Here is a 24,715-nt window from a genome sequence, read left to right on the forward strand (position 1 = left end):
GTCGGCCGTGCAGGGAACGGGGCTAGGCTTGGCGACCGGGACGGGACCAGGCGACGGCACCGGTTCCCGCTGGTGCGAGGACGACCTCCTCCGCCGCGGTGGCAGGCGCCGAGGGATGCGACGGGCCCGTCCGGATGATCGAGGACGAATCAACGGAGAGAGTGGGCGATCGGCTGTGTCGAGCCAGTTGACCGGAGCAGGAACAGAGCAGGGCGCGGAGGACTTCGGAGCCAACGAGTGGCTCGTGGAGGAGCTGTACGAGCAGTACAGCGCCGACCGCGCCTCGGTGGACGAGTCCTGGTGGCCCATCCTGGAGCGCTACGGCGCCCAGCTCGCGAACTCCGGCAAGGACGCTCCGGCTCCGGCTCCCGCCGCGGCCCCCGCACCCGCCGCCTCGAAGCCCGCCGCTGCCGCCGAGCGCGTCTCGTCGAGCGGCGGAGGCGCCGTGACCCATCCCGCCGCGGCCTCCTCCTCCGAGTCGACCCCCGCCTCCCGCACGACGTCAAAGCAGCCGAAGGCGCAGCCGATCCCGGCCGACGCTCCGGTGAGCAAGCCCTCCGCCGAGGACTCGACGCCGGACGAGGACGTCGTCACCCCGCTCCGCGGCATGGCGAAGAGCCTCGCGACCAACATGGACGCCAGCCTCAGCATCCCCACCGCGACGAGCGTCCGCACGATCCCGGCGAAGCTGATGATCGACAACCGCATCGTCATCAACAACCACCTGCGCCGCACCCGCGGCGGCAAAGTCTCGTTCACGCACCTGATCGGCTGGGCGCTCATCCGCGCGCTCAAGGACTTCCCGAGCCAGAACGTGTTCTACGACGAGGTCGACGGCAAGCCCGCGGTCGTCGCCCCGGCGCACGTCAACCTCGGCATCGCGATCGACATGCCGAAGCCCGACGGCACGCGCGCCCTGCTCGTGCCGAGCATCAAGCGCGCCGACACGCTGAGCTTCACGGCCTACCTCTCGGCCTACGAGGACCTGGTCAAGCGCGCGCGCGGCAACAAGCTCGTCGCCGGCGACTTCGCGGGCACCACGCTCTCGCTGACGAACCCCGGCGGCATCGGCACGGTCCACTCCGTCCCCCGCCTGATGAAGGACCAGGGCTGCATCATCGGAGCCGGCGCCCTCGAGTACCCGGCGGAGTTCCAGGGCGCGTCCGAGAAGACGCTGGTCGAGCTGGGCATCGGCAAGACCATCACCCTGACCTCGACCTACGACCACCGCGTCATCCAGGGCGCCGGCTCGGGCGAGTTCCTCAAGATCGTGCACGAGCTCCTGCTCGGCGGCCGCGGCTTCTACGAGGACATCTTCGCCGCGCTGCGCATCCCCTACGACCCGATCCACTGGTCCACGGACATCGCCGTCGACCTCGCCGAGCGCGTCTCCAAGACCGCCCGCGTGCAGGAGCTCATCAACTCGTTCCGCGTCCGCGGGCACCTGATGGCCGACGTCGACCCGCTGGAGTACGTGCAGCGCTCGCACCCCGACCTCGCCATCGAGAGCCACGGCCTCACCTTCTGGGACCTCGACCGCGAGTTCGTCACGGACGGCTTCGGCGGCAAGCGCCAGCTCAAGCTGCGCGACATCCTCGGGATCCTCCGCGACTCGTACTGCCGCACCGTCGGCGTCGAGTACATGCACATCCAGGACCCGGAGCAGCGCGCCTGGATGCAGCAGAAGCTCGAGCGCGGCTACGAGAAGCCGGGCCACGACGAGCAGCTGCGCATCCTGGGCAAGCTCAACGAGGCCGAGGCCTTCGAGACCTTCCTGCAGACCAAGTACGTGGGCCAGAAGCGCTTCTCGCTCGAGGGCGGGGAGTCGCTCATCGCGCTGCTCGACGCCGTCTTGCAGGGCGCGGCCGACGAGCACCTCGACGAGGTGGCGATCGGCATGGCCCACCGCGGCCGCCTGAACGTGCTGACCAACATCGCCGGCAAGACCTACGGCCAGATCTTCCGCGAGTTCGAGGGCACCCAGGACCCGCGCACGGTCCAGGGCTCCGGAGACGTGAAGTACCACCTCGGCACCGAGGGCACCTTCCGCGGTGCTGCGGGCGAGGAGATCCCGGTCTACCTGGCGGCGAACCCCTCGCACCTCGAGGCCGTGAACGGCGTGCTCGAGGGCATCGTCCGCGCCAAGCAGGACCGCAAGCCGATCGGCACCTTCACCACGCTGCCGATCCTCGTCCACGGCGACGCCGCGATGGCGGGCCAGGGCGTGGTGGTCGAGACCCTGCAGATGTCGCAGCTGCGCGCGTACCGCACCGGCGGCACGATCCACATCAACATCAACAACCAGGTCGGGTTCACGACTCCCCCTCACGAGGCCCGCACCTCGATCTACTCGACCGACGGCGCGAAGACGATCCAGGCGCCGATCTTCCACGTGAACGGCGACGACCCCGAGGCGGTCGTCCACGTCGGGCAGCTCGCGTTCGAGTACCGCCAGCGGTTCCACCGCGACGTGGTCATCGACCTGATCTGCTACCGCCGGCGCGGGCACAACGAGGGCGACGACCCCTCGATGACCCAGCCGCTGATGTACAGCCTGATCGAGGCCAAGCGCTCGGTCCGCAAGCTGTACACCGAGGCGCTCGTCGGCCGCGGCGACATCACCGAGGAGGAGTACGACCGCGCCCACCAGGACTTCCAGGACCGCCTGGAGCGCGCGTTCGCCGAGACCCACGCCGCGCAGACCGGCGCGATCCCCGTGATCACCGCCGACGGCGACTCCGTGGCCGACCTCGAGCTGCCCGACGCGCAGCAGGGCGAGGACTACCCGGGCGAGCCCGAGGTGACCGGCGTGAAGACCGAGGTCGTCACCCGCATCGGCGACGCGTTCACGACGCCGCCCGAGGGCTTCACCGTGCACCCCAAGCTCCAGCAGCTGCTGGCGAAGCGCCAGGAGATGAGCCGCTCCGGCTCCATCGACTGGGCCTTCGGCGAGCTGCTCGCGCTCGGCTCGCTGCTGCTCGAGGACACCCCGGTGCGCCTCGTCGGCCAGGACACGCGCCGCGGGACCTTCGTCCAGCGCCACGCTGTCCTCCACGACCGCGAGAACGGCCAGGAGTGGCTGCCGCTGATGAACCTGTCCGAGCAGCAGGCCCGGCTCTGGATCTACGACTCGCTGCTCTCGGAGTACGCGGCGATGGCGTTCGAGTACGGCTACTCGGTGGAGCGGCCCGACTCGCTCGTGCTGTGGGAGGCGCAGTTCGGCGACTTCGCGAACGGCGCCCAGATCGTGATCGACGAGTTCATCTCCTCGGCCGAGCAGAAGTGGGGCCAGCGCTCGTCGCTCGTGCTCCTGCTCCCGCACGGCTACGAGGGCCAGGGCCCCGACCACTCGTCGGCCCGGATCGAGCGCTACCTGCAGATGTGCGCGGAGCGGAACATGACCGTCGCGCGCCCGTCGACGCCGGCGTCCTACTTCCACCTGCTGCGCCGCCAGGCCTACTCCCGGCCCCGCCGACCGCTGATCGTCTTCACCCCGAAGGCGATGCTGCGTCTGCGCGGGGCCTCGAGCCCGGTCGAGGACTTCACCTCGGGCCGCTTCCAGCCGGTGATCGACGACGCGCGGATCCAGGACGCCTCCGCCGTGAAGCGCGTCCTGCTCCACGCCGGCAAGGTCCACTACGACCTCAAGGCGGAGCTCGAGAAGAAGCCCGACGACGGCATCGCGCTGGTGCGGGTCGAGCAGTACTACCCGGCGCCGATCGAGGAGCTGCGCGGCATCGCCGAGCGCTACCCGGACGCGGAGCTCGTCTGGGTGCAGGACGAGCCCGAGAACCAGGGCGCCTGGCCGTTCATGGCCCTCGAGGTCGCTCCGAAGCTGGGCCGGTCGATGCGCGTGGTCTCGCGCCCGTCCGCGGCCTCCCCCGCGGCCGGCTCGGCCAAGCGGCACGCCTCCGAGCAGGCCGACCTGCTGTCGCGGGCGCTCACCCGCTGACCCGCGGTCCGCACGACGCGGTCGGGCCCGTCGGAACCTCGTGTTCCGGCGGGCCCGTCGCGTTGCGGGCGGACCGTGCCTGACCGCAGGCCCGCAGAGACCGGCAGAAGCGCTCGCGACGTGCGGGTGCTGCGGCGACCGGAGGCCGCCGGACACGACGGAGCCCCGGCCCCTCGAGGGCCCGCGGTGCGCGGGAGGTCTCGAACGGCCGGGGCTCCCCGGGTCGTGCGGCGCCTAGAGGCGGGCGGGCGCCTGCGAGTGCGCGGCGTGCTCGTCGCGGAGCATGCCGAGCACCTGGGCGCGGAGGTCCTCCGGCGCCGTCTCCTTGCACGCCCGCTGCACGGCGACCGTCAGCACCACGCCGACCTTCGCCTCATCGGCGCAGTCGACGCATCCCGCCATGTGCTCGCGGATGTCGGCGGCGTCCTCCTTGCACAGCTCGTTGTGGAGGTACTCCTCGAGCTCGGCCTTCGCCTTCGTGCAGCCGCTGTCGGTCATTTCGTGCTCCCGGAAGTGAATGCGGCGCGGAATCCGCGCTCGCGTGCGTAGTCGGTGAGTCGTTCGCGCAGCATGCGCCGGCCGCGGTGCAGCCGACTCATGACGGTCCCGACGGGGGTCTTCATGATGTCCGCGATCTCCTGGTAGGAGAAGCCTTCGACATCGGCGAAGTAGACGGCGAGCCGGAAGTCCTCCGGGATCGCCTGGAGCGCCTCCTTCACCGCGGTGTCGGGGAGGTGGTCGATCGCCTCCGCCTCGGCCGAGCGGCTGGAGGTGGCCGTGGTCGACTCGGCGCCGCCCAGCTGCCAGTCCTCGAGCTCGTCGATCGCGCTCTGGTAGGGCTCGCGCTGCTTCTTGCGGTACGAGTTGATGAACGTGTTCGTGAGGATGCGGTAGAGCCAGGCCTTCAGGTTGGTGCCCTGCTCGAACTGGCGGAACGCGCCGAACGCCTTCGCGAACGTCTCCTGCACGAGGTCCTGCGCGTCGGAGGGGTTCTTCGTCATCCGCAGACCGGCCGCGTAGAGCTGGTCGATGAAGGGCAGCGCCTGCTGCTCGAAGAGGGAGCGGAGATCGACGGGAGCCTCGACCGGGGCGTCGTCCAGCGATTCCTCGACGGTCTCCACGATCGTCTGCTCCGCGTCGGCGGGCTCGGGAGCCTCGTCGGCGGGGGTGGTGCGGGGTTCGTCGTCGCGAGTCATCACGAGCGATTCTAGAGCGGCGGCGCGGCGGACGACCGGGGTTGCGGCGCGAGGGCGCCTCCGGGCGACGGGCCTGCTGCTCCGGAGGACCGGGGGTGCTGCCGTCATGCTCCGCCTCCGTCACGCTCCTGACGACGCCCTGCGCGCCGACTATCCTGACAACCGATGGTCTTCTCGCGTTATTCCGCCCCCGAGTTCGATCCGTACGGCGACGCCCGTGCGCTCCCCGGCGACGACGCCTGGCCCGCACCCCTCGCGGCCGGCGCTCTCGACGCCGAGGTCGGCCTGCCCGGCTCCAAGTCGCTGACCAACCGGGAGCTGGTGCTCGCCGCTCTGGCGGACGGACCCTCCACGCTGCGGGCGCCGCTGCACTCCCGCGACAGCGCCCTGATGATCGAGGCGCTGCGCTCGCTCGGCACCACGATCCGGGAGTCCGGCTCGACCGGCGGCTTCGGCGCCGACCTGGTCGTGGAGCCCGCGGAGGAGCTGCTCGGCTCGACGACGATCGACTGCGGGCTCGCGGGCACCGTGATGCGCTTCGTCCCGCCGCTGGCCGGCCTCGCGCTCGGCCCCACCACCTTCGACGGCGACGCGTACGCGGCGAAGCGGCCGATGGGGGCGACGATCGTCTCCCTCCGCGCGCTCGGCGTCGACGTCGCCGACGACGGCCGTGGCGCGCTCCCCTTCACCGTCCACGGCTCCGGGGCCGTCCGGGGCGGCGACGTCGTCGTCGACGCCTCGCGGTCGAGCCAGTTCGTCTCGGCGCTCCTGCTGGCCGGCGCCCGCTTCGAGGAGGGACTGCACCTGCGCCACGAGGGCAGCGCCGTCCCCTCCCGGCCCCACATCGACATGACCGTCGCCGCACTGGCGGCACGGGGCGTCGAGGTCGGCACGCCCGCCGACGGCGAGTGGACCGTCGCGCCGCAGCCCATCGCCGGCGCCGACGTGCTGATCGAGCCCGACCTCTCGAACGCCGCGCCGTTCCTCGCTGCGGCCCTCGTCACGGGCGGCCGCGTCCGGCTTCGCCACTGGCCGGCCGTCACCACGCAGGTCGGGGCGCACCTCGAGCGGATCCTGCCGCTGTTCGGCGCCCGGGTCGAGCGGGACGGCGAGGACCTCGTGGTCACCGGCGGCGACGAGATCCTGGGCGTGGACCTCGATCTGTCGGAGGGAGGCGAGCTCGCCCCCGCCCTCGCCGCCCTCGCCGCGCTGGCCTCCACTCCCAGCACCCTGACCGGGATCGGCCACATCCGCCACCACGAGACGGACCGCCTCGCCGCCCTCGCCGCCGAGATCACCGGCCTCGGCGGCCGGGTCACGGAGCTCGAGGACGGTCTGCGCATCGAGCCCGCCGAGCTCCACGGCGGCCGCTGGCGCACCTACTCCGACCACCGCATGGCCCATGCCGGCGCTCTGATCGGCCTCGTGGTCCCCGGCGTGGTGATCGAGGACGTCGCGACGACAGCGAAGACCCTCCCGCAGTTCCCGGAGCTGTGGACGACCCTCGCCGGATCGGTCTGACCCGTGTCGTGGTGGACGGACAGCGGCCTCGACGCCGACGGTGCTCTCGACGACTTCGACGGGTACGACGAGTCGGACGCGCGGGTGCGCCCGAACCCGAAGGGCACGAAGCCCCGGACCAAGAACAGGCCCGCCTACGAGGACGCCGAGATCGCGATGGTGCTCGGCGTCGACCGGGGTCGCTACACGGTGATGATCGGCGACGGGACGCCCGAGGAGCACGAGTTCACGGCGGCCCGGGCCCGCGAGCTGCGGCGCCAGGCGATCGTGGCCGGCGACCGCGTCGACGTGGTCGGGGACTCCAGCGGCGACGAGGGGACGCTCGCCCGCATCGTCCGCATCCGCGAGCGGTCGACCCTCCTCCGCCGCAGCGCCGACGACACCGACGCGATCGAGCGCGTGATCGTCGCCAACGCCGACCAGATGCTCTGCGTGGTGGCCGCCGCCGACCCCGAGCCCCGGACCCGGCTGGTCGACCGCTACCTCGTCGCCGCCTTCGACGCCGGGATCACTCCGATGCTCTGCATCACCAAGACCGACCTCGCGGACCCGGCCCCGTTCCTCCGCAACTTCGAGGGGCTCGACCTCCGCGTGTTCCTCTCGAGCCAGGACGAGCCGCCGGTCGACGAGATCGCCGACGCCCTCCTCGGCCACGAGACCGTGGTCGTGGGGCACTCCGGAGTCGGCAAGTCCACCCTCGTGAACAAGCTCGTCCCGGACGCGCACCGGGCCATCGGGCGCGTGAACACGGTGACGGGCCGCGGCCGGCACACCTCGTCCTCCACCGTCTCGCTGCGCGTGGAGCGCGGCGACCGGCACGGCTGGGTGATCGACACCCCCGGCGTCCGCTCGTTCGGACTCGGCCACGTGAACACCGACAACATCCTCGGCGCGTTCACGACCCTCGCCGTGATCGCCCGGGACTGCCCGCGCGGCTGCACGCACCTGCCCGACTCCCCCGACTGCGCCATCATCGAGGCGGTCGAGGGCGGACTGCTGGGCGCCAGCGGACCGGAGCGCCTCGACTCGCTCCAGCGCCTCCTGACCACCTTCGCCACGACCGACGGAAGCAGACGATGACCGACCTCTCCCCCCTCCCCGCCGAGGCGCGCCTCGCCGCCGGCGACTCCGCTCCGGAGTTCACGCTGCCGAACCAGGACGGCGAGCCCGTCTCGCTCGCGGACTACCGCGGACGGCGCGTCATCCTGTTCTTCTACCCCGAGGCCGACACCCCCGGCTGCACCACGGAGGCCTGCGACTTCCGCGACAACGCGGCGTCCCTCCGCGACTCCGGCTACGAGGTCCTCGGGATCTCGCGGGACGCTCCGGAGGCGCTGCGCCGCTGGGCCGACGCCCAGGGAATCGCGTACCCGCTGCTGAGCGACCCCGACATGACCGTGCACCGCGCGTACGCGGTGTGGGGCGAGAAGAGCCTCTACGGCAAGACCGTCGTCGGCGTGCTGCGCTCGACGTTCGTCGTCGGAGCCGAGGGAGCACTCGAGTTCGCGCAGTACGGCGTCCGGGCGACCGGGCACGTGCAGGCGCTCCGCAAGAAGCTGAAGCTCGTCTGACCCCGGGGCGCGCGGTGCGGGTCATCGCGCGCCACCGGCTCTCGGGTTGCCGCTCATCTGCGAGCATCTCTCATGTCGACGTGAGCGGCACCGCCCGGTGCCCCGTCGGGACGAGGGGTGGTCAGGGTGCGCTCGAATGCTCGCAGGACGACGGCCGGAGCGGCGATCGCGGTCGTGGCCGCCGTGCTGGCGGGCTGCACGCCACCGGAGCAGGCGCTCACCGCCGCCAGGGTGCTGCAGGCGGTGTCCGTCGCCGTCTCGTCCGACGGGGGTGTCCGTGCGATCGAGGGGACGGCCCTCGGCGTCGGCGACGACCCGTCCGACACCTCGGCGACCACCACCGTCTACGATCCCGCCGAGGTCTCCGCGGACCTGCCGGTCCGTGTCCGGCCCTCGTGGCGCACCGCCGACGCCTCGGGCACCGATCCGGCCGAGCTCGCCGGGCGCTCGGGTCGGATCGAGATCTCGCTCGCGGTGGAGAACCTGACGGTCCGGCCCGAGGAGGTCGCGTTCGACGCGGCCGGTCGCGCAGCCCGCCGCAGCGCACTCGTCGGCGCTCCGCTGACGATCGCAGCCTCCGCGGTCCTGCCGGGCGTCCCGCCGAGCCGCGTCGTCACCGAGAGCGAGTCGGGTGCCGTCACCAACGGCGTGCTCAGCCGCGACGAGCACGGAGACGCCGTCGTGCAGTGGGCCTCTCTCCTCGCTCCCCCGGGCGGTGGCGCGACGGCGACGCTGACCCTCGTCGCCGACGTCGCCGACTTCTCCGTCCCCGCCTTCGACCTGGCGGTCCAGCCCGGCCTGAGCACCGACCCGACCACCGAGGGGGCGCTGGGCGCCGCGTTCGACTCCTCCGACGCCTCGCCGCTCGCCCTCGAGCGCCGCACGATCGAGGTCGTCACCGCGGTGGACGATCTGCTGACGCAGGCCGGCACCACCGTCGCCGAGGTGCGGGCCTCGCTCGACGCGACCTCCGAGACTCTCGGTGTCCGCATGGCCGAGGAGCTGCGGGCCGGCGCCGCCTCGACAGCGGCCTCGATGCAGAGCCTCTCCGGGCAGCTCGGCGCGCTCCGGGCGCAGCTGTCGTCGACGGTCTCGGGCACCGAGTCCGACCTGCTGGCGCAGCTGTCCGAGGCGATCGACGCGGTGGACGCCCTGCTGGGCGACACATCGGCCGCGGTGCCGCCGCCGACGGTCTCGGGCAGCGGATGCCGAGTCGCCGTCGACGGCGGCCGCTCCGGCTCGATCCACTCCGAGCTGCTGCGGCTCACGGCCGAGCTCGACGCGTACGGGACGGCGGCCGAGTCCTGCCGCGACGAGGTCGTCGCGGCTCTCCGTGCTGCCGCGGGGCCGGCACAGCCCTCCGCCGAGACCTGCACGGCACCCTCGACCACCTGCTCCCTCGCCGCCTCCGGAGCCGCCGTCGACACCGTGCTGCTCGGGATGCTCGATCGCGGGCAGGACCTCGTCGACTCCCTGCAGCCGGAGCTGATGGACGGCGTGCAGGCCGGGTTCGCCGCCCTCTCGAGCAGGGTGGACGCCGCGTCGGCCTTTGTGGACACCCTGGCCGACCCGGAGGGATCCGTCACCCGGGCGCTCGCCGCCCTGTCGGCGACGCTGGACGGGCTCGACGCGGACACCGCGGGCCTGGAGACGACGGTCGCCTCGGTCGGCGCCGCCGCCACGACCGCCCTGGACGAGCTCGGCACGCCGACCAGTGCGGGGTCGCTGTCGGCGCAGAACCAGGAGCTGGCCGATCGGCTCTGCGAGCTGTCGCCGGCGACACAGTCCCCTGCTGCCGCACCCACGCCGACCGGGCGCCCGACGCGTGCACCCGTGGAGGTGACCCGGGGCTCCGTCGAGGAGCTCCGCGCCTACCTGACCGCGACGCCCTGCTCCGGCACGGGCCGCCTCGACGCTCCCGACGGCTATCCGGCCCCCCTGGCCGACCGGCTGAGCGACCAGGTCCACGCGTGGACCGCCGTCGCCTCCACCGTCAGCAGCACCGGCGCTAGTGCCGACCTCGCCGCCCTGCGCGCCGCGCTCGCCACGGTCCGCGGAGGCGTGGCCGAGGCCGGCGCGACGGCCGGCTCGGACGACACGCGCCTCACCGGCCTGCTCGCCTCCCTCCGCACCGGCATCGGCGCGCTGACCGCTCAGCGCGACGCCCTCGGCACCCGCATCGACGCTCTCGGTGCCCAGCAGGACGTTCTCGCACCGGCGATCCAGAAGGCGTTCGCCGAGGCGGGCACGGCCGCCGCATCCGCGGTCACCGCACTCCTCGACGAGCAGGTGCGGCGGATCTCGACGCGCTCCGGCGCCGACGCCGACGCGGTCGTCGCGATGTTCGACCGGTCGGTCTCGAGTCTGCGCACGGCCTCCTCCGGCATCCGCTCCGACGGTGCGGCGACGGTGGACGCCGGGCACCGGGCTCTCCGCACCGCGGAGGCCCGGATCGGCGGGGCCGTCTCCGAGCGGACGCGCGCCTCCCTGGCCGGCATCGCGACGACGATCGACGCCTCGACCCGCGACACCGACGCGGCCGCCGCGCTCCTCGCGGCCGATCTGCACAAGGTGCTCCTGGACCTCGGCGACCGGACGGTCGGCGGCTCCGGCCTGCTCGGATCGATGACCACGAGTGCCGCGAAGGTCGGCACCGCCGACGTGCAGCTCGCCCTCGCCTCGCAGAGCGCACGGGGCTACGCCGCGGTGCGGTCCGAGGACGTCTCGGGCATCCTGCTGGCGCAGGCCCAGGAGCGGGCCTCCCTCCGGGCCGGGGATGCGCTTCCCGCGTTCCATCTCGACCTGCCCGAGGGCACGCGGACCCGGACGGTCTACTCCTTCCGGATCGGGGACGAGCGATGACCCGCCCGGGCAGGCGCGCGGCGCAGCACCCCCGCACCGGTCGACGGACCACGATGCTGGTCGGCGGCGCCGTCGCCCTCCTCGGCGTCAGCGGTGCCCTCGTCTCCCTCCTGCCGCCGCAGTCGGCTCCGATGACGGAGATCGCCGCTCTGCCTGTCGGCTTCTCGTGCGCCCGGGTGCCCGAGCGGATGACGCTCGGGGTGGTGGTCTCGCTCAGCTCGGCTCCGGGCGAGGGCGCGGAATGGAAGGACGCGGCGAACGGCGCCGTCGTCGCCGCGCACCGGTCAGCGATGGGCGGCTGCGAGATCGGTCTCGTCGCCGTCGACGACCACGGGACGCCCGAGGGTGCCCGCGCCGCCGTCGAGGAGCTGACGGGGCAGGGCGTGTCCGGCCTCGTCCTCGCGACCCACGGCACCCATACCGCTGCAGCCGTGGACGCCGCTCGGGCCGCGGGGACAGCGGCCGTCCTCCCCTACGGAGGCGGCCCCGACCTGCCCGGCGACGGCGTCTGGTCCCTCGGACCCGACACCGCCTCGGCCGACGCGGCACTCGTGGAGGAGGCCGGCGGAGGCGCCCGGGTACTCCTCGTCGACACCGGTGGAGGCACCCCGACCGGTCTCTCGCCCGCCGCGACGGTGACCGCCGATCCGGGCGCCGCCGCGGACGTGATCATCACCGCCGCCCGCCCGCACCTCGAGGGCGAGCTGGCGGTCGAGCGCGTCGTCGTGTCCGGCCCCGCCGCGGCGCAGGCGACGGCGGTCGCCGCTCTGCAGGCGGCGGGGGCGTCCGTCCCGATCCTGCTCACGCCCGACGCGCTGAGCCCCGCCTTCGCTCCCGCCCTGGCCGCGGCCGGAGGCACCCTCTCGGGAGATCTGACGACAATCGGCACGGATTCCGGCGACGCGGTCGCCCTCCGCGGCGACGAGCGCGGACGCGCGGCCTCCGCGTTCCTGGGGGCCGTACGGATGACCGCCGACGATGCCGCGCGGGCGACCCTCCTCGGCGACCGCGCGTTCCGCGATCTCGCCGCGGTCGCGGACGCCCCCAGCCACGACGCCGTCGTGGCGCTCGTGCGAGCCGCGGCCGTCGCAGGCAGCAGGGCACCCTCGGCGGTCGCCGCCGCACTCCGGGGATGCACGATCGGAGCGGCGGACGGGCTCGCCGGTCCGCCGCTCGACTTCGGCGCCGCGCACGCTCTTGACGCCCCGGCACTCCCCCTCCACTCCTCGCCGCAGCGCCTCGGCCTGCGGCCCGCCGACCCGCCGCTGCTCTGGTTCGCCGGACAGCCCCGACCGTGAGCCCCCGGTGCGACTCCTCCTCGACCTCGACGGCACCCGCTCGGACATCGACCTCGGCCGCCACCGCGACTCCGCGACACTCGGCGAGCTGATCGCCACCGCCACCGGGCACCGCCTCCCGCCCGGGACGGCCCTCGCCGTCGACACCGCCCTGCACCCTGTGGAGACCCGGCTGGCCGATCTGCTGCTGCTCGAGGGAACGCGGATCGCCCGCTCCCCCCTGCCCCGACCTGCCGCGGCCCGCGGGTGGACGGCCGTGCTGTCGGGCGGTCTCGGCGCGGGAGCCGTGGTCGAGATCCCGCGGGGCCGTGCGCTGATCGTGGGCCGCTCCCCGCACGCCGACGTCGTCCTCGACACGGCGAGCGCCTCCTGGGAGCACTTCTCGGTGACCCGCGAGGGCGACGGCCTGCGGGTGCGCGACGCCGACAGCACCAACGGCACTCTGGTCGACGGCGTCTCCGCGACGGGGGACGGGGTCCTGGTCTCCGACGCCGTGGTCGTGATCGCCGGTGGGGCGGCTCTCCGCCTGCGCCCCGCGCCTCCCGAGCTCCTCGCGCCCGAGCCGGGGAGCACGGACAACGTCACCGCGACGGCGACCGTGCCCTTCAACCGGCCGCCGCGAGCGGGACGTCCGGCGGCCGGCGAGGCGGTCGTCCCGCCGGCCCGCCTCGAGATCGCCTCCGCCACGACCTTCAGCGTGATCACCGTCGCCGCGCCGCTCGTCCTCGCCTTCGCGATGGTCCTCATCATGGGCGATGCGCGCTACGCCCTCTTCGCCGCGCTCAGCCCCGTGGCCGGGGTGGGCATGTGGTTCGAGCAGCGGCACCGGCACGCCCGAGCGACCCGGTCCGAGGAGCAGCGCTACGGCGAGGCGCTGCAGACGCTCCGCGACGCCATCGCCCGTTCCGCGCGTGTCGAACGGGCCCGCCTCGAGGAGGACGCGCCCGACCCGGCGACGACGATCCGCCGGGCGGCGCTGCCCGCCACGTCGCTGTGGCAGCGGCGCGCGACCTCCGCCGATGTGCTCCGCCTGCACATCGGCGTCGGCGACGTCCCGTGGTCTCCCCCGCTCGATCAGCGCGGAGTGCCGCGGCTCGAGGAGGAGGTGCGCGCGATCCTCGCGGTGAGCGTCGTCCCGAGCGCGCCGGTGTCCATCGATCTCGCGGACTCGGGAGTCGTCGGGATCGTCGGCGACCGCGAGGGCGGCCTCGCTCTGGCGAGGAGCCTGCTCTGCCAGGCGGCGGTCCACTGCGGTCCGGCCGACCTGGCGATCGGGGTGTTCTGCGACCGGCGACGCGACTCCGACTGGAGCTGGGCCTCCTGGCTCCCCCACACGCGTCTGCCCGGGGGCGGACGCCGCCTCTCCGACCGGCGCGACCGCAGCTCCGAGCTCCTCCGCGCCCTCCGCGACGAGGACTCGCCGCGCGTGCTCCTGGTGCTCGACTCCGACGTGCTGACCGAGGGACGCGCCGCTCCGGCGCGCGAACTCCTCGGACTCGGCCGCGGCGAGCGCGAGGCGGCGACCCGGATCTCCGGCCTCGTCCTCGCGGCGTCGGAGGAGCAGCTCCCCGCCTCCTGCACGGTCGTCGTCCGGGTCGGAGCGGACGCCTCGGCGCTCCTCTCCCGGCCCGACGAGCGGATCACCGTCGAGGACGTGGTGCTCGCCGGTCTCGCCTCCTCCACGGCCGAGCGCTGTGCGCGCGACCTGGCGCGCTTCGAGGACCCGGAGCTCTTCACCGCGGGGGCGGCCCTCTCCGCGCTCGTGCGGCTGCCGCCGCTCCTGGGCGCCGATCGTCCGACCGCCGCGGACGTCCGGGGGTGGTGGTCGAGCGCCCGGGGCGTGCGCGCGCCCGTCGGCTCGTCCGAGCACGGTCCGCTCGTGCTCGATCTCGTCGCCGACGGCCCGCACGGCCTGGTCGGCGGCACCACGGGCTCGGGCAAGAGCGAGTTCCTGCGCTCCTTCGTGGCCGGCCTCGCGGCCTGGAACGATCCGACGCGCCTCACCTTCGTGCTCATCGACTTCAAGGGGGGTGCAGCGTTCGCGTCCTGCGAGCGGCTCCCGCACACGATCGGCACCATCAGCAACCTCGACGCCCAGCTCGCCGACCGCGCGCTGCGCTCGCTCCAGGCCGAGATGCGGCGTCGTCAGCGGCTCTTCGCCGCCGCCGGCGAGGGTGTCGACGACCTCGACGCGTACCGGGCCACCTCGCCGCCGGAGCCGATGCCGCGGCTCCTGCTCGTCGTCGACGAGTTCGCCGTTCTCGCGAAGGAGCATCCCGACGTCCTGACGTCCCTCGTGAGCGTCGCCGCGGTCGGCAGGACGCTCGGCGTGCACATGATCCTCGCCACCCAGCGTCCGGCCGGAGTGGTGAACGACGACATCCTCGCCAACACCAACCTCCGCGTCGCCCTCCGGGTGCAGAGCCGGGACGACTCCGCCGACGTGATCGGAGTCGCGAGCGCGGCCGGGATCTCCCGCTCGCAGACCGGCCGAGCGTACGTGAAGCGGGGCCAGAACGACATCTCGCCCGTCCAGACGGCGCTGGTCACCGGTCGCGCGGAGGCGTCGGCCGTCGAGGCGATCGAGGTCCGCCCGGTCGGACCCACGGGCGTCCCCGTCGAGGGCCCCTCCCCGGTCGCCGCCGACGAGACGGCCCCGACCGATCTCGACCTCCTGATCGACGCGGTGGTCGAGGCGGACGCCGCTTCGGGCTTCGGCCCTCCCCGCCCGATCTGGCCGGAGCCGCTCGAGGACACCGTGGCCCTCAGCGGGTTCGGTGCGGAGGAGTCCGACCTCGGTCGCGTCGTCGGCGACGTCCTGCACGTCGCACTCTCGGACGACCCCGACCGGCAGCGCCGGACGCCGACCGGCTGGGATCTGGGCGAGGGGAACCTGCTCCTCATCGGCATCCCCGGCAGCGGCACCAGCACGGCGCTCGCGTCGATCGCGCTGACGGCCGCCCGCCACTTCCCCCCGGACGAGCTCGACCTCTACGTCCTCGATGCCGGTTCCCGCGACTCCGCCCCGCTTGCGCGACTCCCGCACACCGTCTCCTACGTCGGCGCAGGTGGCGGATCCCACGAGAAGCAGACCCGGTTCCTCCGTCACCTGCGCGACGAGGTGCGCCGGCGCCGAGCATCGCCCGGGGGCCACCGTCGTGCGCTGGTGCTCGTCGACGGTCTCGCGACTCTGAAGGACGAGTTCCAGGACTGGGAGGGCCTGGCTCTGATGGAGGCGTTCACCCGCGCCTACGCCGACGGACCGGAGCTCGGCCTGCACTTCGCGGTGACGAGCACCCGGGCGAGGGCGATCCACTCGGTGATGGAGGAGGTCACGACGCAGAAGTGGCTGTTCCGCCTCGCCGACCCGCAGGACTACGCCGCCGCCGGGGTGAAGCCGGTGCAGGCGCCGGCAGCGGTGCCGGGGCGCTGCGTTCTCACCTCGTCGCTCCTGCAGACGCAGGTCGCGACTCCGAGGGCCGGTCTCGACGACGCGATCGCCGAGCTCGCGGCCGCCTGGCCGGATGCGCGCGGCAGGACGAGCACGGTCGGCACGCTTCCCGACAGGGTCGCCGTGAGTGCGCTCGGGATCGAGGCCCGCTTCGATCGCGAGCCGTGGCTGCTCCCGATCGGCCTCGGCGAGTCGGACCTCGCCCCGCTGGCGTTCCAGGTCTTCGAGGGCGAGCACGTCGTCATCGCCGGACCCGCCCGATCGGGCAAGTCGACCGTGCTGCTCGCCCTGGCCGAGGCGGCGCGGGCCGCCGGCTCGGTCGCCGTCTGGGGAGTGTGCGATCGACGCTCCCCGCTGAGGGGCGCGGACCTCGACCGACTCGCCGTGGGCGCGGAGGAGCTCCGCACCCTCCTCGCGTCGCTGTCGACGGAGGAGGGCCCCGTGCTGCTCCTCCTCGACGACGCCGAGCGCTGGGACGACACCGACCAGGCGCTGATGAGGCTGGTCTCGTCGGGTCGCCCGGGACTCTGCGTCGTGCTGGCCGGCCGGTCGAGCGAGCTCCGCAGCCATTTCGGGAACTGGACGAAGAAGGCGGCGGCCTCCCGCTCCGTGCTGCTGCTCCAGCCCGACGTCGACAACGACGGCACTCTCCTCGGCGCGCAGATCCCGCGGCGCTTCCCCGTCCCGCCCACGGTGGGCCGGGGCTTCGTCAGCCTCGACGGCGAGATCCACTTCGTGCAGTCGGTCTCGCGGACGCCGGCGGACGGCGGCTGATCAGCGCCCTCGGGCGGGTGATCGCGCCTCCGCCACCGAGTCGATCGGCGCGTCCTCCTCGAGAGCGCTCCGATCACTCCGAGACGCACCGATGGAGGTGCGCGGAGGGAGGTGCGCGGAGGAAGGAGCGCGGAGACGACGAGCACGTCCCGCCCCCGCTCGCCGGAGCACGCAGGGGCGGGACGGCCGGTCAGCTCCCTCCGCCGGCGGCGAAGATGTTCTGCGAGATCGTCGCCAGCTGGCTGCGCAGCTCCTCGAGCTCCTGCTTGGCCTTCTCGAGGGCCGACTTCGTCTCCGGCCAGGTCGACGAGCGGAACTGCGAGGCCAGCGGACCGTCCCAGACGTTCGGATCGGACAGTGTCCGCCCCTGTGCGTCGAGCCGGCTGATCTGATCGGCGAGGCCGCCGTTGACGATCGACTGGATCTGCTGGATCGCGGACTTCGCCTCGTCGGTCGAGAGAACACGTGACATGGATCACACCTTTCTACCCCTGCGGACGGGACCGTCCCGCCCGCTCCCCACTCCACCGTCGTCTCATGAGGATGTCTCGTCATGGTAGAAGGCAAGACAGCACAGACGGCTCGCGTGGCGTCGACGGCTCGACACTGGCGCGGGAGGTCGACTCACTCGCGAGTGGTGATCGCGAAGGGACTGCTCGAGAGGTCCGAGAACGCGCCCACTCGGGCGCGCAGCTCGCAGGACGGAGTCACCGTGAGGGCGGTCACCGTCAGCCCGTCGGACGACACGGCGACCGCGCCGCTGCAGCCGTCGCTGAAGCGAACGCCCTCCACTCCGCCCGCGATCGCCTCGAGCATGCTGCTCGCCGGCGCGGACGACGGCGTCGCGAGCAGGGGATTCACGGGGTCCGCCCCGCTCGGCCAGACCGGCACCAGCGTCACCGGCAGCGGGGTCCGGCCGACCGTCCGCGCGGGAGTCTCGATCCGCACATCCCGCAGCCGCTGCACGGGATACGCCGTCCCGGTGACCGCCGGGTCGGCCACCGCCCGTGCCGTCGCTGATGCGGCCGCCGCGAGCCACCCGTCCAGGGCGCTCTGCTCGGCCACCGCGATCGGCACGGTCGCCGTGACGTCGACGATCCCCTGCGCCGGGACGTGCAGGTCCGTCAGGCTCCAACCGCAGCCGACCCCGACTCCGGTGACGCTCGGCCGGTTGCGCACCGCCGTCACTCCGGACCAGCTGGCCGCGGGGCATGCCGCCGCCGCGTCCGGGCCCGGCAGCACCTCGAGGAAGGACCCCGAGAGGGGCGCGCTCTGGGCGGAGTAGGAGATCTCGACGACCACGGCCCGTCGCTCCGCGTCCCAGGTGGCCGATCGCGTCACTCCGAGGCCCGTCGGCAGCGGCCGGTCCTGCTGCCCAGCCGACATTTCGGCATCCGGTGCCGAGGCCGGTGCTCCGCCGCGCGGCTGGACGGCGAGGAGCACCGCCCCGATGAGCAGGACGCCGGCGCCGACGGCGGCGAGGATCATCCGCAGACGTCCGCCGCGCCCCCGCCGAGCAGGAGCCTCGAACGGCCGTTCCGCCAGGCGCAGCTCGCGGCGCGGCACCGGGCGGAGCACGGTCGCCTGCGACGAAGGGCCGAGCTCGGGCGCGGGCCCCTCCTCCACCGGCTCCGACGACATCTCCACCGCCATCCCGCGGAGGACCGTGCCCGGGCGCTCGGTCTCCTCGAACTCCGCCACGCCCGCCGCGAGCGGCAGCGCCGGCAGCCCGGCCAGTGCCGGGGAGAGGCGTCGCAGGATCCCCGCCGCCTCCGCAGCCGTCGGCCGCGACGCCGGATCCTTCGCGAGCATCCGGTCCAGGAGCGACGCGAGCCGCGGCGGCAGATCCAGCGGCGGCGGGAGCATCGCGACGTGCCGGTAGGCGACCGCGACGTCGGCGCCGGGACCGGCGAACGGGGTCCGGCCGCACAGCAGCTCGTAGAGCAGGATCCCCGTCGAGTAGACGTCGCTCGGCGGACCGGCTCGTCCGGTGGCGAGCATCTCGGGCGAGAGGTACTCCGGCGTCCCGGTGACGCCCGTCGTCGCGCGCGGCCCCTCGGCGACCACGTGAGCGATGCCGAAGTCGGAGACGCGGACGGCGGAGCCCGCATCGTCCGCACCCTCCGCGAGCAGGACGTTGTCGGGCTTCACGTCCCGGTGGACCGTGCCGATCGCGTGCGCGGCGGCGAGAGCGTCGAGGATCGAGGCCGTCACGGGCAGTGCATCGACCGCCGGGAGGGTGCCCTCGTCCTGCAGCAGCTCCCGCAGCGATCCGCCGCCGACGAGCTCCATCACGATTCCGAGCGTCTCCCCCTCCACGACGAGGTCGAGCACCTCCACGACGTGCGGGTGTCGCAGACGGGTGAGCACCGACCTCTCACGGACGAACCGCTCGACCAGGCCCGCGTCGTGCACGTGCTCACCGCGGAGGAGCTTCGCCGCGCGGTCCGGCCCCTGCGCGTCGGCGACGCGCCACACCTCGCCCGCGGCACCCGAGCCGATCCGCTCGAGCAGGCGGTAGCGCGCCCCCAACGGATCCCCGGCACTCCTCGCCATGCCGCCTCCCGATCCGAGCTTCCGTCATCTTCGAGAGAAAACATAGCGGAGACCGCTCGGGCGGATCAGCGGTGGCGCATCGGCCTGATCAAAACCCCTCGTTGGCGCGCGGTGCGTAGTCGGCGCCCAGCGCCTCCAGCTCGTCGGCGGTCAGCTCCACGTCCAGCGACGCGACCGCGTCGTCGAGGTGGTGGAGCTTCGTGGCTCCGACGATCGGAGCGGTGACCGCCTCCTGCTGCCGGACCCAGGCGAGCGCCACCTGCGCACGGGGCACGCCGCGCTGCTCGGCGATGCGTGCGACGGTCGCGACGGTCCGCCGGTCGGCCTCCTCCTGCTGGCGGTAGAGGGTGCCGCCGAAGACGTCGGTCTCGGTGCGCGCCGTGGTCTCGTCCCAGTCGCGGGTGAGCCGGCCCCGGGCGAGCGGCGACCACGGGATCACGCCGACTCCCTGGTCGACGCAGAAGGGGTGCAGCTCGCGCTCGTCCTCGCGCTGGATCAGGTTGTACTGGTCCTGCATCGAGACGAACCGCGTCCAGCCGCCCAGATCCGCGGTGTACTGCGCCTTCGCGAACTGCCACGCCCACATGCTCGAGGCGCCGATGTAGCGCGCCCTGCCCGAGCGGACGACGTCGTGGAGCGTCTCCATCGTCTCCTCGATCGGCGTCTCGGGGTCCCAGCGGTGGATCTGGTAGAGGTCGACGTAGTCCGTGCCGAGACGCCGGAGGCTGTCGTCGATCGCGCTGAGGATGTGCCGCCGCGAGAGGCCGCCGCCGTTGGGGCCGGAGCGCATCCGCCCGTGGACCTTCGTGGCGATCACGACCTCCTCGCGGACCGCGAAGTCCGCGAGCGCCCGGCCGACGAACTCCTCGCTCGTGCCGTCGGAGTAGACGTCCGCCGTGTCGAACGTGGTGATCCCCAGGTCCAGCGCCCGTCGGAGGAAGGTCCGCGACTCCTCCTCGCCCATGCTCCAGCCGTGGGCACCGCGGTCGGGAGCGCCGAAGCTCATGCAGCCGAGGACGATCGAGGAGATCTGCAGGCCGCTGGAGCCGAGTCGGGTGGAGTCCATGCGCGTCGCTTCCGTGTCGAGGAGGGGGTCCCTCCAGCGTCGCACCCGCGAGCGGCGGCGCGCCAGCCGTCCGGCTACACGGCCGGATCGCGACGAGTGGCGGCGACCACGCTCGGGAGGAACAGCGCGACGACGGCCACCACGGCCGGCGCCAGCAGCGCCCAGCCGATGTCGGGCACGGCGTACTGGCCCTGGAAGGCGCCGAGCGCCACGGCCATCATCACCAGCTGGATCGTCAGCGCCGACGCGCGCATCCAGCCGCGCCGTCGCACGGCGCCGAGCGTCGTCGCGGCGGCCCAGCACACGGCGATCAGCGCGAGGACGACGATGGCGATCCCTCCGCCGACCGTGTCGGCCCGGGTCGTCAGCAGCTCGAGCACGAGCCACGCCGCGACCCCGGCGACGGCGAGCGTCTCGAGGGCCAGGACCGCGATCAGCACCACCAGGCCGAGCGGCCGGGAGGCGGTCGGGCGGGGTCCGCGGGACCCGTTCGCGTCAGCGGTCACAGGCACATCCCATCCAGGACTCTTGATTCGGGCTCATCCCCGTGACAGGCTAGTCCAGTTCGTTTCACCGCTCACAGGGTCGTGGGTTTCCGCCGATGTGAACATCCGATCCCGCCGCGCCGTCAGGCACGGGGGCGAGCCGGATGACCAGCACTGGAGCCGGGTGGCCGACGCAGTGCTCGCGCATCGCGTCGAGTGCACCGGCAAGAACCGAGCGTTCTCCCGTCCACCACCCCGATCCACCCCGCGCTCCAGCACGGGGCCTCGTGGCGTGCGCCGGTGAGGGCGCGGAGGTCGAGTACTGGTCGGGATCGTCGGCGTGGATCGATCATCCCACCCGAACACTGCGTGGTTCCTCCACGCACGCCTTCACACAAGGAGCACCCGCATGGACTGGCGCGACAAGGCCGCTTGCCTCACCGCAGACCCCGAGCTTTTCTTCCCGGTCGGCAACACCGGCCCGGCCGTGGACCAGATCGAGAAGGCGAAGTCGGTGTGCGCACGCTGCACCGTCACCGAGGTCTGCCTCCAGTACGCCCTCGAGACCGGCCAGGACTCGGGCGTGTGGGGCGGCCTCAGCGAGGACGAGCGTCGCGCCCTGAAGCGCCGCGCCGCTCGCGCACGCCGCGCGTCCTAGGCGCACGAGCCGCTCGGCGGCACGAACGACCCCGACCCCCGTCGCCTCTCGGCAGCGGGGGTCGCGTCGTCTCCGGGCTCAGGAGCGGGCGCGCTCCAGCCACCGCAGCGGCACCTCGATGGTGACCTCGGTGCCGCGCCCGACCAGCGTGTGCCAGTCGATGGTGCCGCCGAGCTCGCCCTGGATGAGCGTGCGCACGATCTGCGTGCCCAGGCCCGATCCGACCTTGCCCTCCGGCAGCCCGACGCCCGTGTCGCGCACCTTCACCGTGAGCTCGTCATCGCTGCGCGAGGCGACGATCTCCACGTCGCCCTCCCGTCCGGCCAGGCCGTGCTCGACGGCGTTGGTGACCAGCTCGGTCAGGGCGAGGGCGAGCGGAGTCGCGTACTCGCTGGGCAGGTTGCCGAAGCTCCCCGTCAGCTTCGGGTGCACCGTGGTGTTGTGGGTCGAGGCGACCTCGGCGATCAGCAGCAGCACCCGGTCGAAGACCGCGTCGAAGTCGACGTTCTGGTTCAGCCCCTCAGAGAGCGTGTCGTGCACGACCGCGATGGCGGCGACGCGGCGCATCGCCTGCGTGAGCGCCTCCCGGGCGAGGTCGGAGTGGGTGCGCCTGGCCTGGATTCGCAGCAGCGAGGCCACGGTCTGCAGGTTGTTCTTCACACGGTGGTGGATCTCGCGGATCGTCGCGTCCTTGGTGATGAGCTCCCGCTCCTGGTGGCGCAGCTCCGTCACGTCGCGGCACAGGACGACGGCGCCGACCCGCTCGCCGCGGTCGCGGATCGGGATAGCGCGCAGCGACACCGTCACTCCGCGGGCCTCGATGTCGGTGCGCCACGGCGCCCGGCCGGTCACGACCAGCGGGAGCGACTCGTCGATGACGACCTTCCCCGCGATCAGCTTCGTCGTGACCTCGGCGAGCGACTCCCCCTCGAGCTCGTCGGCGAAGCCGATGCGGTTGAACGCCGAGAGGGCGTTGGGGCTCGCGAACGTGGTGACGCCGTCGACGTCCAGGCGGATCAGGCCGTCGGACGCGCGCGGCGCCCCGCGGCGAGGACCGGTCGGCGCGCCCAGATCGGGGAAGTCGCCCGAGGCGATCATCGAGAAGAGGTCGTTCGCGCAGTCGTTGAACGTCAGCTCCTGCCGGCTCGGCGTGCGCGTCTCGCTGAGGTTGGTGTGGCGCGTGACGACCGCGATGGGGCGGTCCGTCGTCCCGCCGTCGGAGGCCCCCAGGCGGCGCAGGACGGGCACCGCGCGCACGCGGGTGGGCGTCTCCTCGAACCAGTCCGGGGCGGAGGTGTCGACGATCCGCGCGGTCTCGAACGCCTCGACGACCTGGGCGCGCCACTCCGACTTGATCCTCTGCCCGACGAAGTCGCGGTAGAAGAGCGTCGCCGCGCTGCTGGGGCGCGCGTGGGCGACGGCGACGAAGCTGTCGTCGGCCGTGGGCACCCAGAGCACGATGTCGGCGAAGGCCAGGTCGGCGAGCAGCTGCAGGTCGCCGACGAGCAGGTGCAGCCATTCGACGTCCGCTTCGTCGGATCGGCCGTGGGAGAGGACGAGGTCACTGAGGGTCGACACCCGACAAGCCTAGGGCGCGGCCGGGCGGCGCACGCCGGGCTCGCTGTCCACAGCTCGGGACGGCCGACGATTATCCACAGTCTGCGCCTCTGCCTTCCATGAGCATCCCTCGACTGCTTCGATGAGGTCGTCCTCGCGTGCCGACCCAGCGCGCCCCGCCCGTCGAGCAGAGAGGTGACCCGGACCCGTGAACAGCTCGTCCTGCCCCAGGAGATCGCCGCATGAGCCTTCCCCTCCACGCCTTCGACTACCGCACCCTCCCCCTCGACCCCGAGGCGGCCGTGGAGCGGCTCACCCTCGCGGAGTTCTTCGCCCCGCAGCCAGCGACCCGCGCGGAGCTGCCCGAACCGGAGCCCCTGCTCGCCCGGCTCACGCACCTCGTGATCGAGATCCTCGAGGGCTCGCGCGAGATCGACCAGATCGCGCGGTGGCTGAGCGACGAGGTCTACCACCACCTGCAGAAGCGGGTCGTGCTCGCGGCCCGCGCCCGCAGCCTGCGGAAGCGGACGGCGCAGCGCGTCCCGTTCACGGTCGGACGGGTGATCGTCACGGAGCCGCGGGACGGCGTCGTCGAGGGAGTCGTGCTGGTGCATCACCGCGCACGGAGCCGGGCCGTCGCGATCCGGCTCGAGGGCACGGACGCCCGCTGGCGGGCCACCGCGATCAACGTGCTGTGAGGAGCGGGTCAACACTCCCGGGCGGAGCACGCCGCCCTCACAGTCCACAATTCACGTCGCCCGAGGGCTCACGATCTACGCGCGTGCGCTCCGTGAGCATCCCTGACTGCTTCGATGAGGTGGTCCTCGCGCGCCGGCCCAGCGCGCCCCGCCCGTCGAGCAGAGAGGAGACCCGGACCCGTGAACAGCCCGTCCTGCCCCAGGAGATCGCCCCATGAGCCTTCCCCTCCACGCCTTCGACTACCGCACCCTCCCCCTCGACCCCGCGGCGGCCGCGGAGACGCTCACCATCGCGGAGTTCTTTGCCCCCCAGCCCGCGACCCGCGCGGAGCTGCCCGATTCGGAGCCCCTGCTCGCCCGGCTCACGCACCTCGTGATCGAGATCCTGGCGGGCTCCCGCGAGATCGACCAGATCGCGCGGTGGCTGAGCGACGACGTCCATCCCGAAGAGACCAGTCCTCGCTAGTCCTCCGGAATGAGGGACGACGCGGCGAGTTGGGTTGAAGCCGCTGCGGCATCGCGGTCAGAACTGTCGACGATCTTCGCGAGGCCCCCTAGCAACGCTGTCAGGCGCAGCGCGCCATGAGCGGCGAAAAGGATGAAGGCCTCAAGAATCCACATCCCCACCTGCATCGAGAACGCAACGACGACCACTGCCGCTACAACCGATCCAAACGCCGCCGAGAAGGAGCTGAGGACGACCGAGATCCAGCTCGCTCGCAGTTTGCGGCCTCCGGCTCGCCGCAGAAGGCGAAATCGATCATTTTCTGTACCGAGACCGAAAACAACCACTACGCCTGCAAAACCGCCGACGAGGGACGCGACGGAGGCGACCCCGAGTGACAGCGACGTCAAGATATCCCTCGGGTCGCTCGCTACGGTCTGCGAGAGTGCATACGCGACGTTGAGAACGGGTACGTGTCGCGCGATGAGGAGATGCACCCCAACGAGGGCACAGATCAGTATGGTGACAACCGCCGGCCGGTCTACTAGGACGGTCGGGATGCGCGCGAGCCGGTTTTTCTGCGAGCGCTGAGCTTCGTTCATGCGATCACCGTCCTCCCATGACT

Annotated in this window: 18 protein-coding genes; 10 read left to right on the forward strand and 8 right to left on the reverse strand. The window is 73.0% G+C overall.

What is annotated here, in order from left to right:
- The first annotated feature begins 175 nt into the window (after positions 1 to 175).
- Positions 176 to 3,952, forward strand: a complete 3,777-nt coding sequence (locus tag C5B92_RS01340; RefSeq protein ID WP_181028710.1) for a multifunctional oxoglutarate decarboxylase/oxoglutarate dehydrogenase thiamine pyrophosphate-binding subunit/dihydrolipoyllysine-residue succinyltransferase subunit — start codon at positions 176 to 178, stop codon at positions 3,950 to 3,952.
- Between the two features lie 234 nt (positions 3,953 to 4,186).
- On the opposite strand, the gene C5B92_RS01345 is transcribed toward C5B92_RS01340, so the two are convergent.
- Both C5B92_RS01345 and C5B92_RS01350 read right to left on the reverse strand, forming a co-directional pair.
- Positions 4,187 to 4,450: a zf-HC2 domain-containing protein gene (locus C5B92_RS01345; RefSeq protein ID WP_104224116.1), complete on the reverse strand. Its 264-nt coding sequence runs from the start codon at positions 4,448 to 4,450 to the stop codon at positions 4,187 to 4,189.
- Positions 4,447 to 5,148, reverse strand: a complete 702-nt coding sequence (locus C5B92_RS01350; protein WP_104224117.1) for a sigma-70 family RNA polymerase sigma factor — start codon at positions 5,146 to 5,148, stop codon at positions 4,447 to 4,449. Before C5B92_RS01350 ends, C5B92_RS01345 begins: the two co-directional genes overlap by 4 nt.
- Before the next feature lie 165 nt (positions 5,149 to 5,313).
- Between C5B92_RS01350 and aroA the strand changes: the two genes are divergently transcribed.
- The 6 genes from aroA (at position 5,314) to C5B92_RS01380 (ending at position 16,625) form a co-directional block, all read left to right on the forward strand.
- Positions 5,314 to 6,669 (forward strand): 3-phosphoshikimate 1-carboxyvinyltransferase, encoded by a 1,356-nt coding sequence (gene aroA, locus C5B92_RS01355; RefSeq protein WP_104349999.1) that lies wholly within the window; start codon positions 5,314 to 5,316, stop codon positions 6,667 to 6,669.
- 3 nt (positions 6,670 to 6,672) lie between these two features.
- Positions 6,673 to 7,749 (forward strand): ribosome small subunit-dependent GTPase A, encoded by a 1,077-nt coding sequence (gene rsgA, locus C5B92_RS01360; protein WP_104224119.1) that lies wholly within the window; start codon positions 6,673 to 6,675, stop codon positions 7,747 to 7,749.
- On the forward strand, positions 7,746 to 8,240 hold the full coding sequence (gene bcp / locus C5B92_RS01365) for a thioredoxin-dependent thiol peroxidase (protein ID WP_104232788.1): 495 nt from the start codon (positions 7,746 to 7,748) through the stop codon (positions 8,238 to 8,240). Before rsgA ends, bcp begins: the two co-directional genes overlap by 4 nt.
- A 126-nt stretch (positions 8,241 to 8,366) precedes the next feature.
- Positions 8,367 to 11,102 (forward strand): DUF1631 domain-containing protein, encoded by a 2,736-nt coding sequence (locus C5B92_RS01370; protein WP_146079238.1) that lies wholly within the window; start codon positions 8,367 to 8,369, stop codon positions 11,100 to 11,102.
- On the forward strand, positions 11,099 to 12,400 hold the full coding sequence (locus C5B92_RS01375; protein WP_146079239.1) for an ABC transporter substrate-binding protein: 1,302 nt from the start codon (positions 11,099 to 11,101) through the stop codon (positions 12,398 to 12,400). The genes C5B92_RS01370 and C5B92_RS01375 overlap by 4 nt, the downstream gene beginning before the upstream one ends.
- Before the next feature lie 7 nt (positions 12,401 to 12,407).
- A complete protein-coding gene (locus C5B92_RS01380; RefSeq protein ID WP_104350002.1) occupies positions 12,408 to 16,625 on the forward strand; it encodes an FtsK/SpoIIIE domain-containing protein in 4,218 nt (1,405 codons plus the stop codon).
- A 190-nt stretch (positions 16,626 to 16,815) separates the two neighbouring features.
- Here the strand turns inward: C5B92_RS01380 and C5B92_RS01385 are convergent, their stop codons facing one another.
- From C5B92_RS01385 to C5B92_RS01400, 4 genes are all read right to left on the reverse strand, one after another.
- Entirely contained in the window at positions 16,816 to 17,097 is a 282-nt protein-coding gene (locus C5B92_RS01385) for a pyrophosphorylase (protein ID WP_104224124.1), read from the reverse strand.
- Between the two features lie 152 nt (positions 17,098 to 17,249).
- Complete coding sequence (locus tag C5B92_RS01390; RefSeq protein ID WP_104350003.1) at positions 17,250 to 19,181, reverse strand: serine/threonine-protein kinase; 1,932 nt, start codon at positions 19,179 to 19,181, stop codon at positions 17,250 to 17,252.
- A gap of 88 nt (positions 19,182 to 19,269) precedes the next feature.
- Complete coding sequence (locus C5B92_RS01395) at positions 19,270 to 20,247, reverse strand: aldo/keto reductase (RefSeq protein ID WP_104283369.1); 978 nt, start codon at positions 20,245 to 20,247, stop codon at positions 19,270 to 19,272.
- A 74-nt stretch (positions 20,248 to 20,321) separates the two neighbouring features.
- Positions 20,322 to 20,753 (reverse strand): hypothetical protein, encoded by a 432-nt coding sequence (locus C5B92_RS01400; RefSeq protein WP_104255262.1) that lies wholly within the window; start codon positions 20,751 to 20,753, stop codon positions 20,322 to 20,324.
- Between the two features lie 388 nt (positions 20,754 to 21,141).
- Here C5B92_RS01400 and C5B92_RS01405 point away from each other — a divergent pair, with 388 nt between their 5' ends.
- Positions 21,142 to 21,390, forward strand: coding sequence for a WhiB family transcriptional regulator (locus C5B92_RS01405; protein WP_055788231.1), 249 nt, complete (start codon positions 21,142 to 21,144; stop codon positions 21,388 to 21,390).
- 78 nt (positions 21,391 to 21,468) lie between these two features.
- On the opposite strand, the gene C5B92_RS01410 is transcribed toward C5B92_RS01405, so the two are convergent.
- A complete protein-coding gene (locus tag C5B92_RS01410) occupies positions 21,469 to 22,968 on the reverse strand; it encodes a sensor histidine kinase (RefSeq protein ID WP_104224128.1) in 1,500 nt (499 codons plus the stop codon).
- Positions 22,969 to 23,189: 221 nt separating this feature from the next.
- On the opposite strand from C5B92_RS01410, the gene C5B92_RS01415 reads away from it, so the two are divergent.
- Both C5B92_RS01415 and C5B92_RS01420 read left to right on the forward strand, forming a co-directional pair.
- Positions 23,190 to 23,645, forward strand: coding sequence for an Rv3235 family protein (locus C5B92_RS01415; protein WP_219812255.1), 456 nt, complete (start codon positions 23,190 to 23,192; stop codon positions 23,643 to 23,645).
- Between the two features lie 214 nt (positions 23,646 to 23,859).
- Positions 23,860 to 24,111, forward strand: a complete 252-nt coding sequence (locus C5B92_RS01420) for an Rv3235 family protein (RefSeq protein ID WP_104255261.1) — start codon at positions 23,860 to 23,862, stop codon at positions 24,109 to 24,111.
- On the opposite strand, the gene C5B92_RS16830 is transcribed toward C5B92_RS01420, so the two are convergent.
- Positions 24,108 to 24,692, reverse strand: a complete 585-nt coding sequence (locus C5B92_RS16830; RefSeq protein WP_146079240.1) for a hypothetical protein — start codon at positions 24,690 to 24,692, stop codon at positions 24,108 to 24,110. The two genes, C5B92_RS01420 and C5B92_RS16830, sit on opposite strands and share 4 nt — an antisense overlap.
- Positions 24,693 to 24,715: the final 23 nt, after the last annotated feature.

Source organism: Rathayibacter sp. AY1A4 (assembly GCF_002930955.1).
Lineage (GTDB): Bacteria > Actinomycetota > Actinomycetes > Actinomycetales > Microbacteriaceae > Rathayibacter.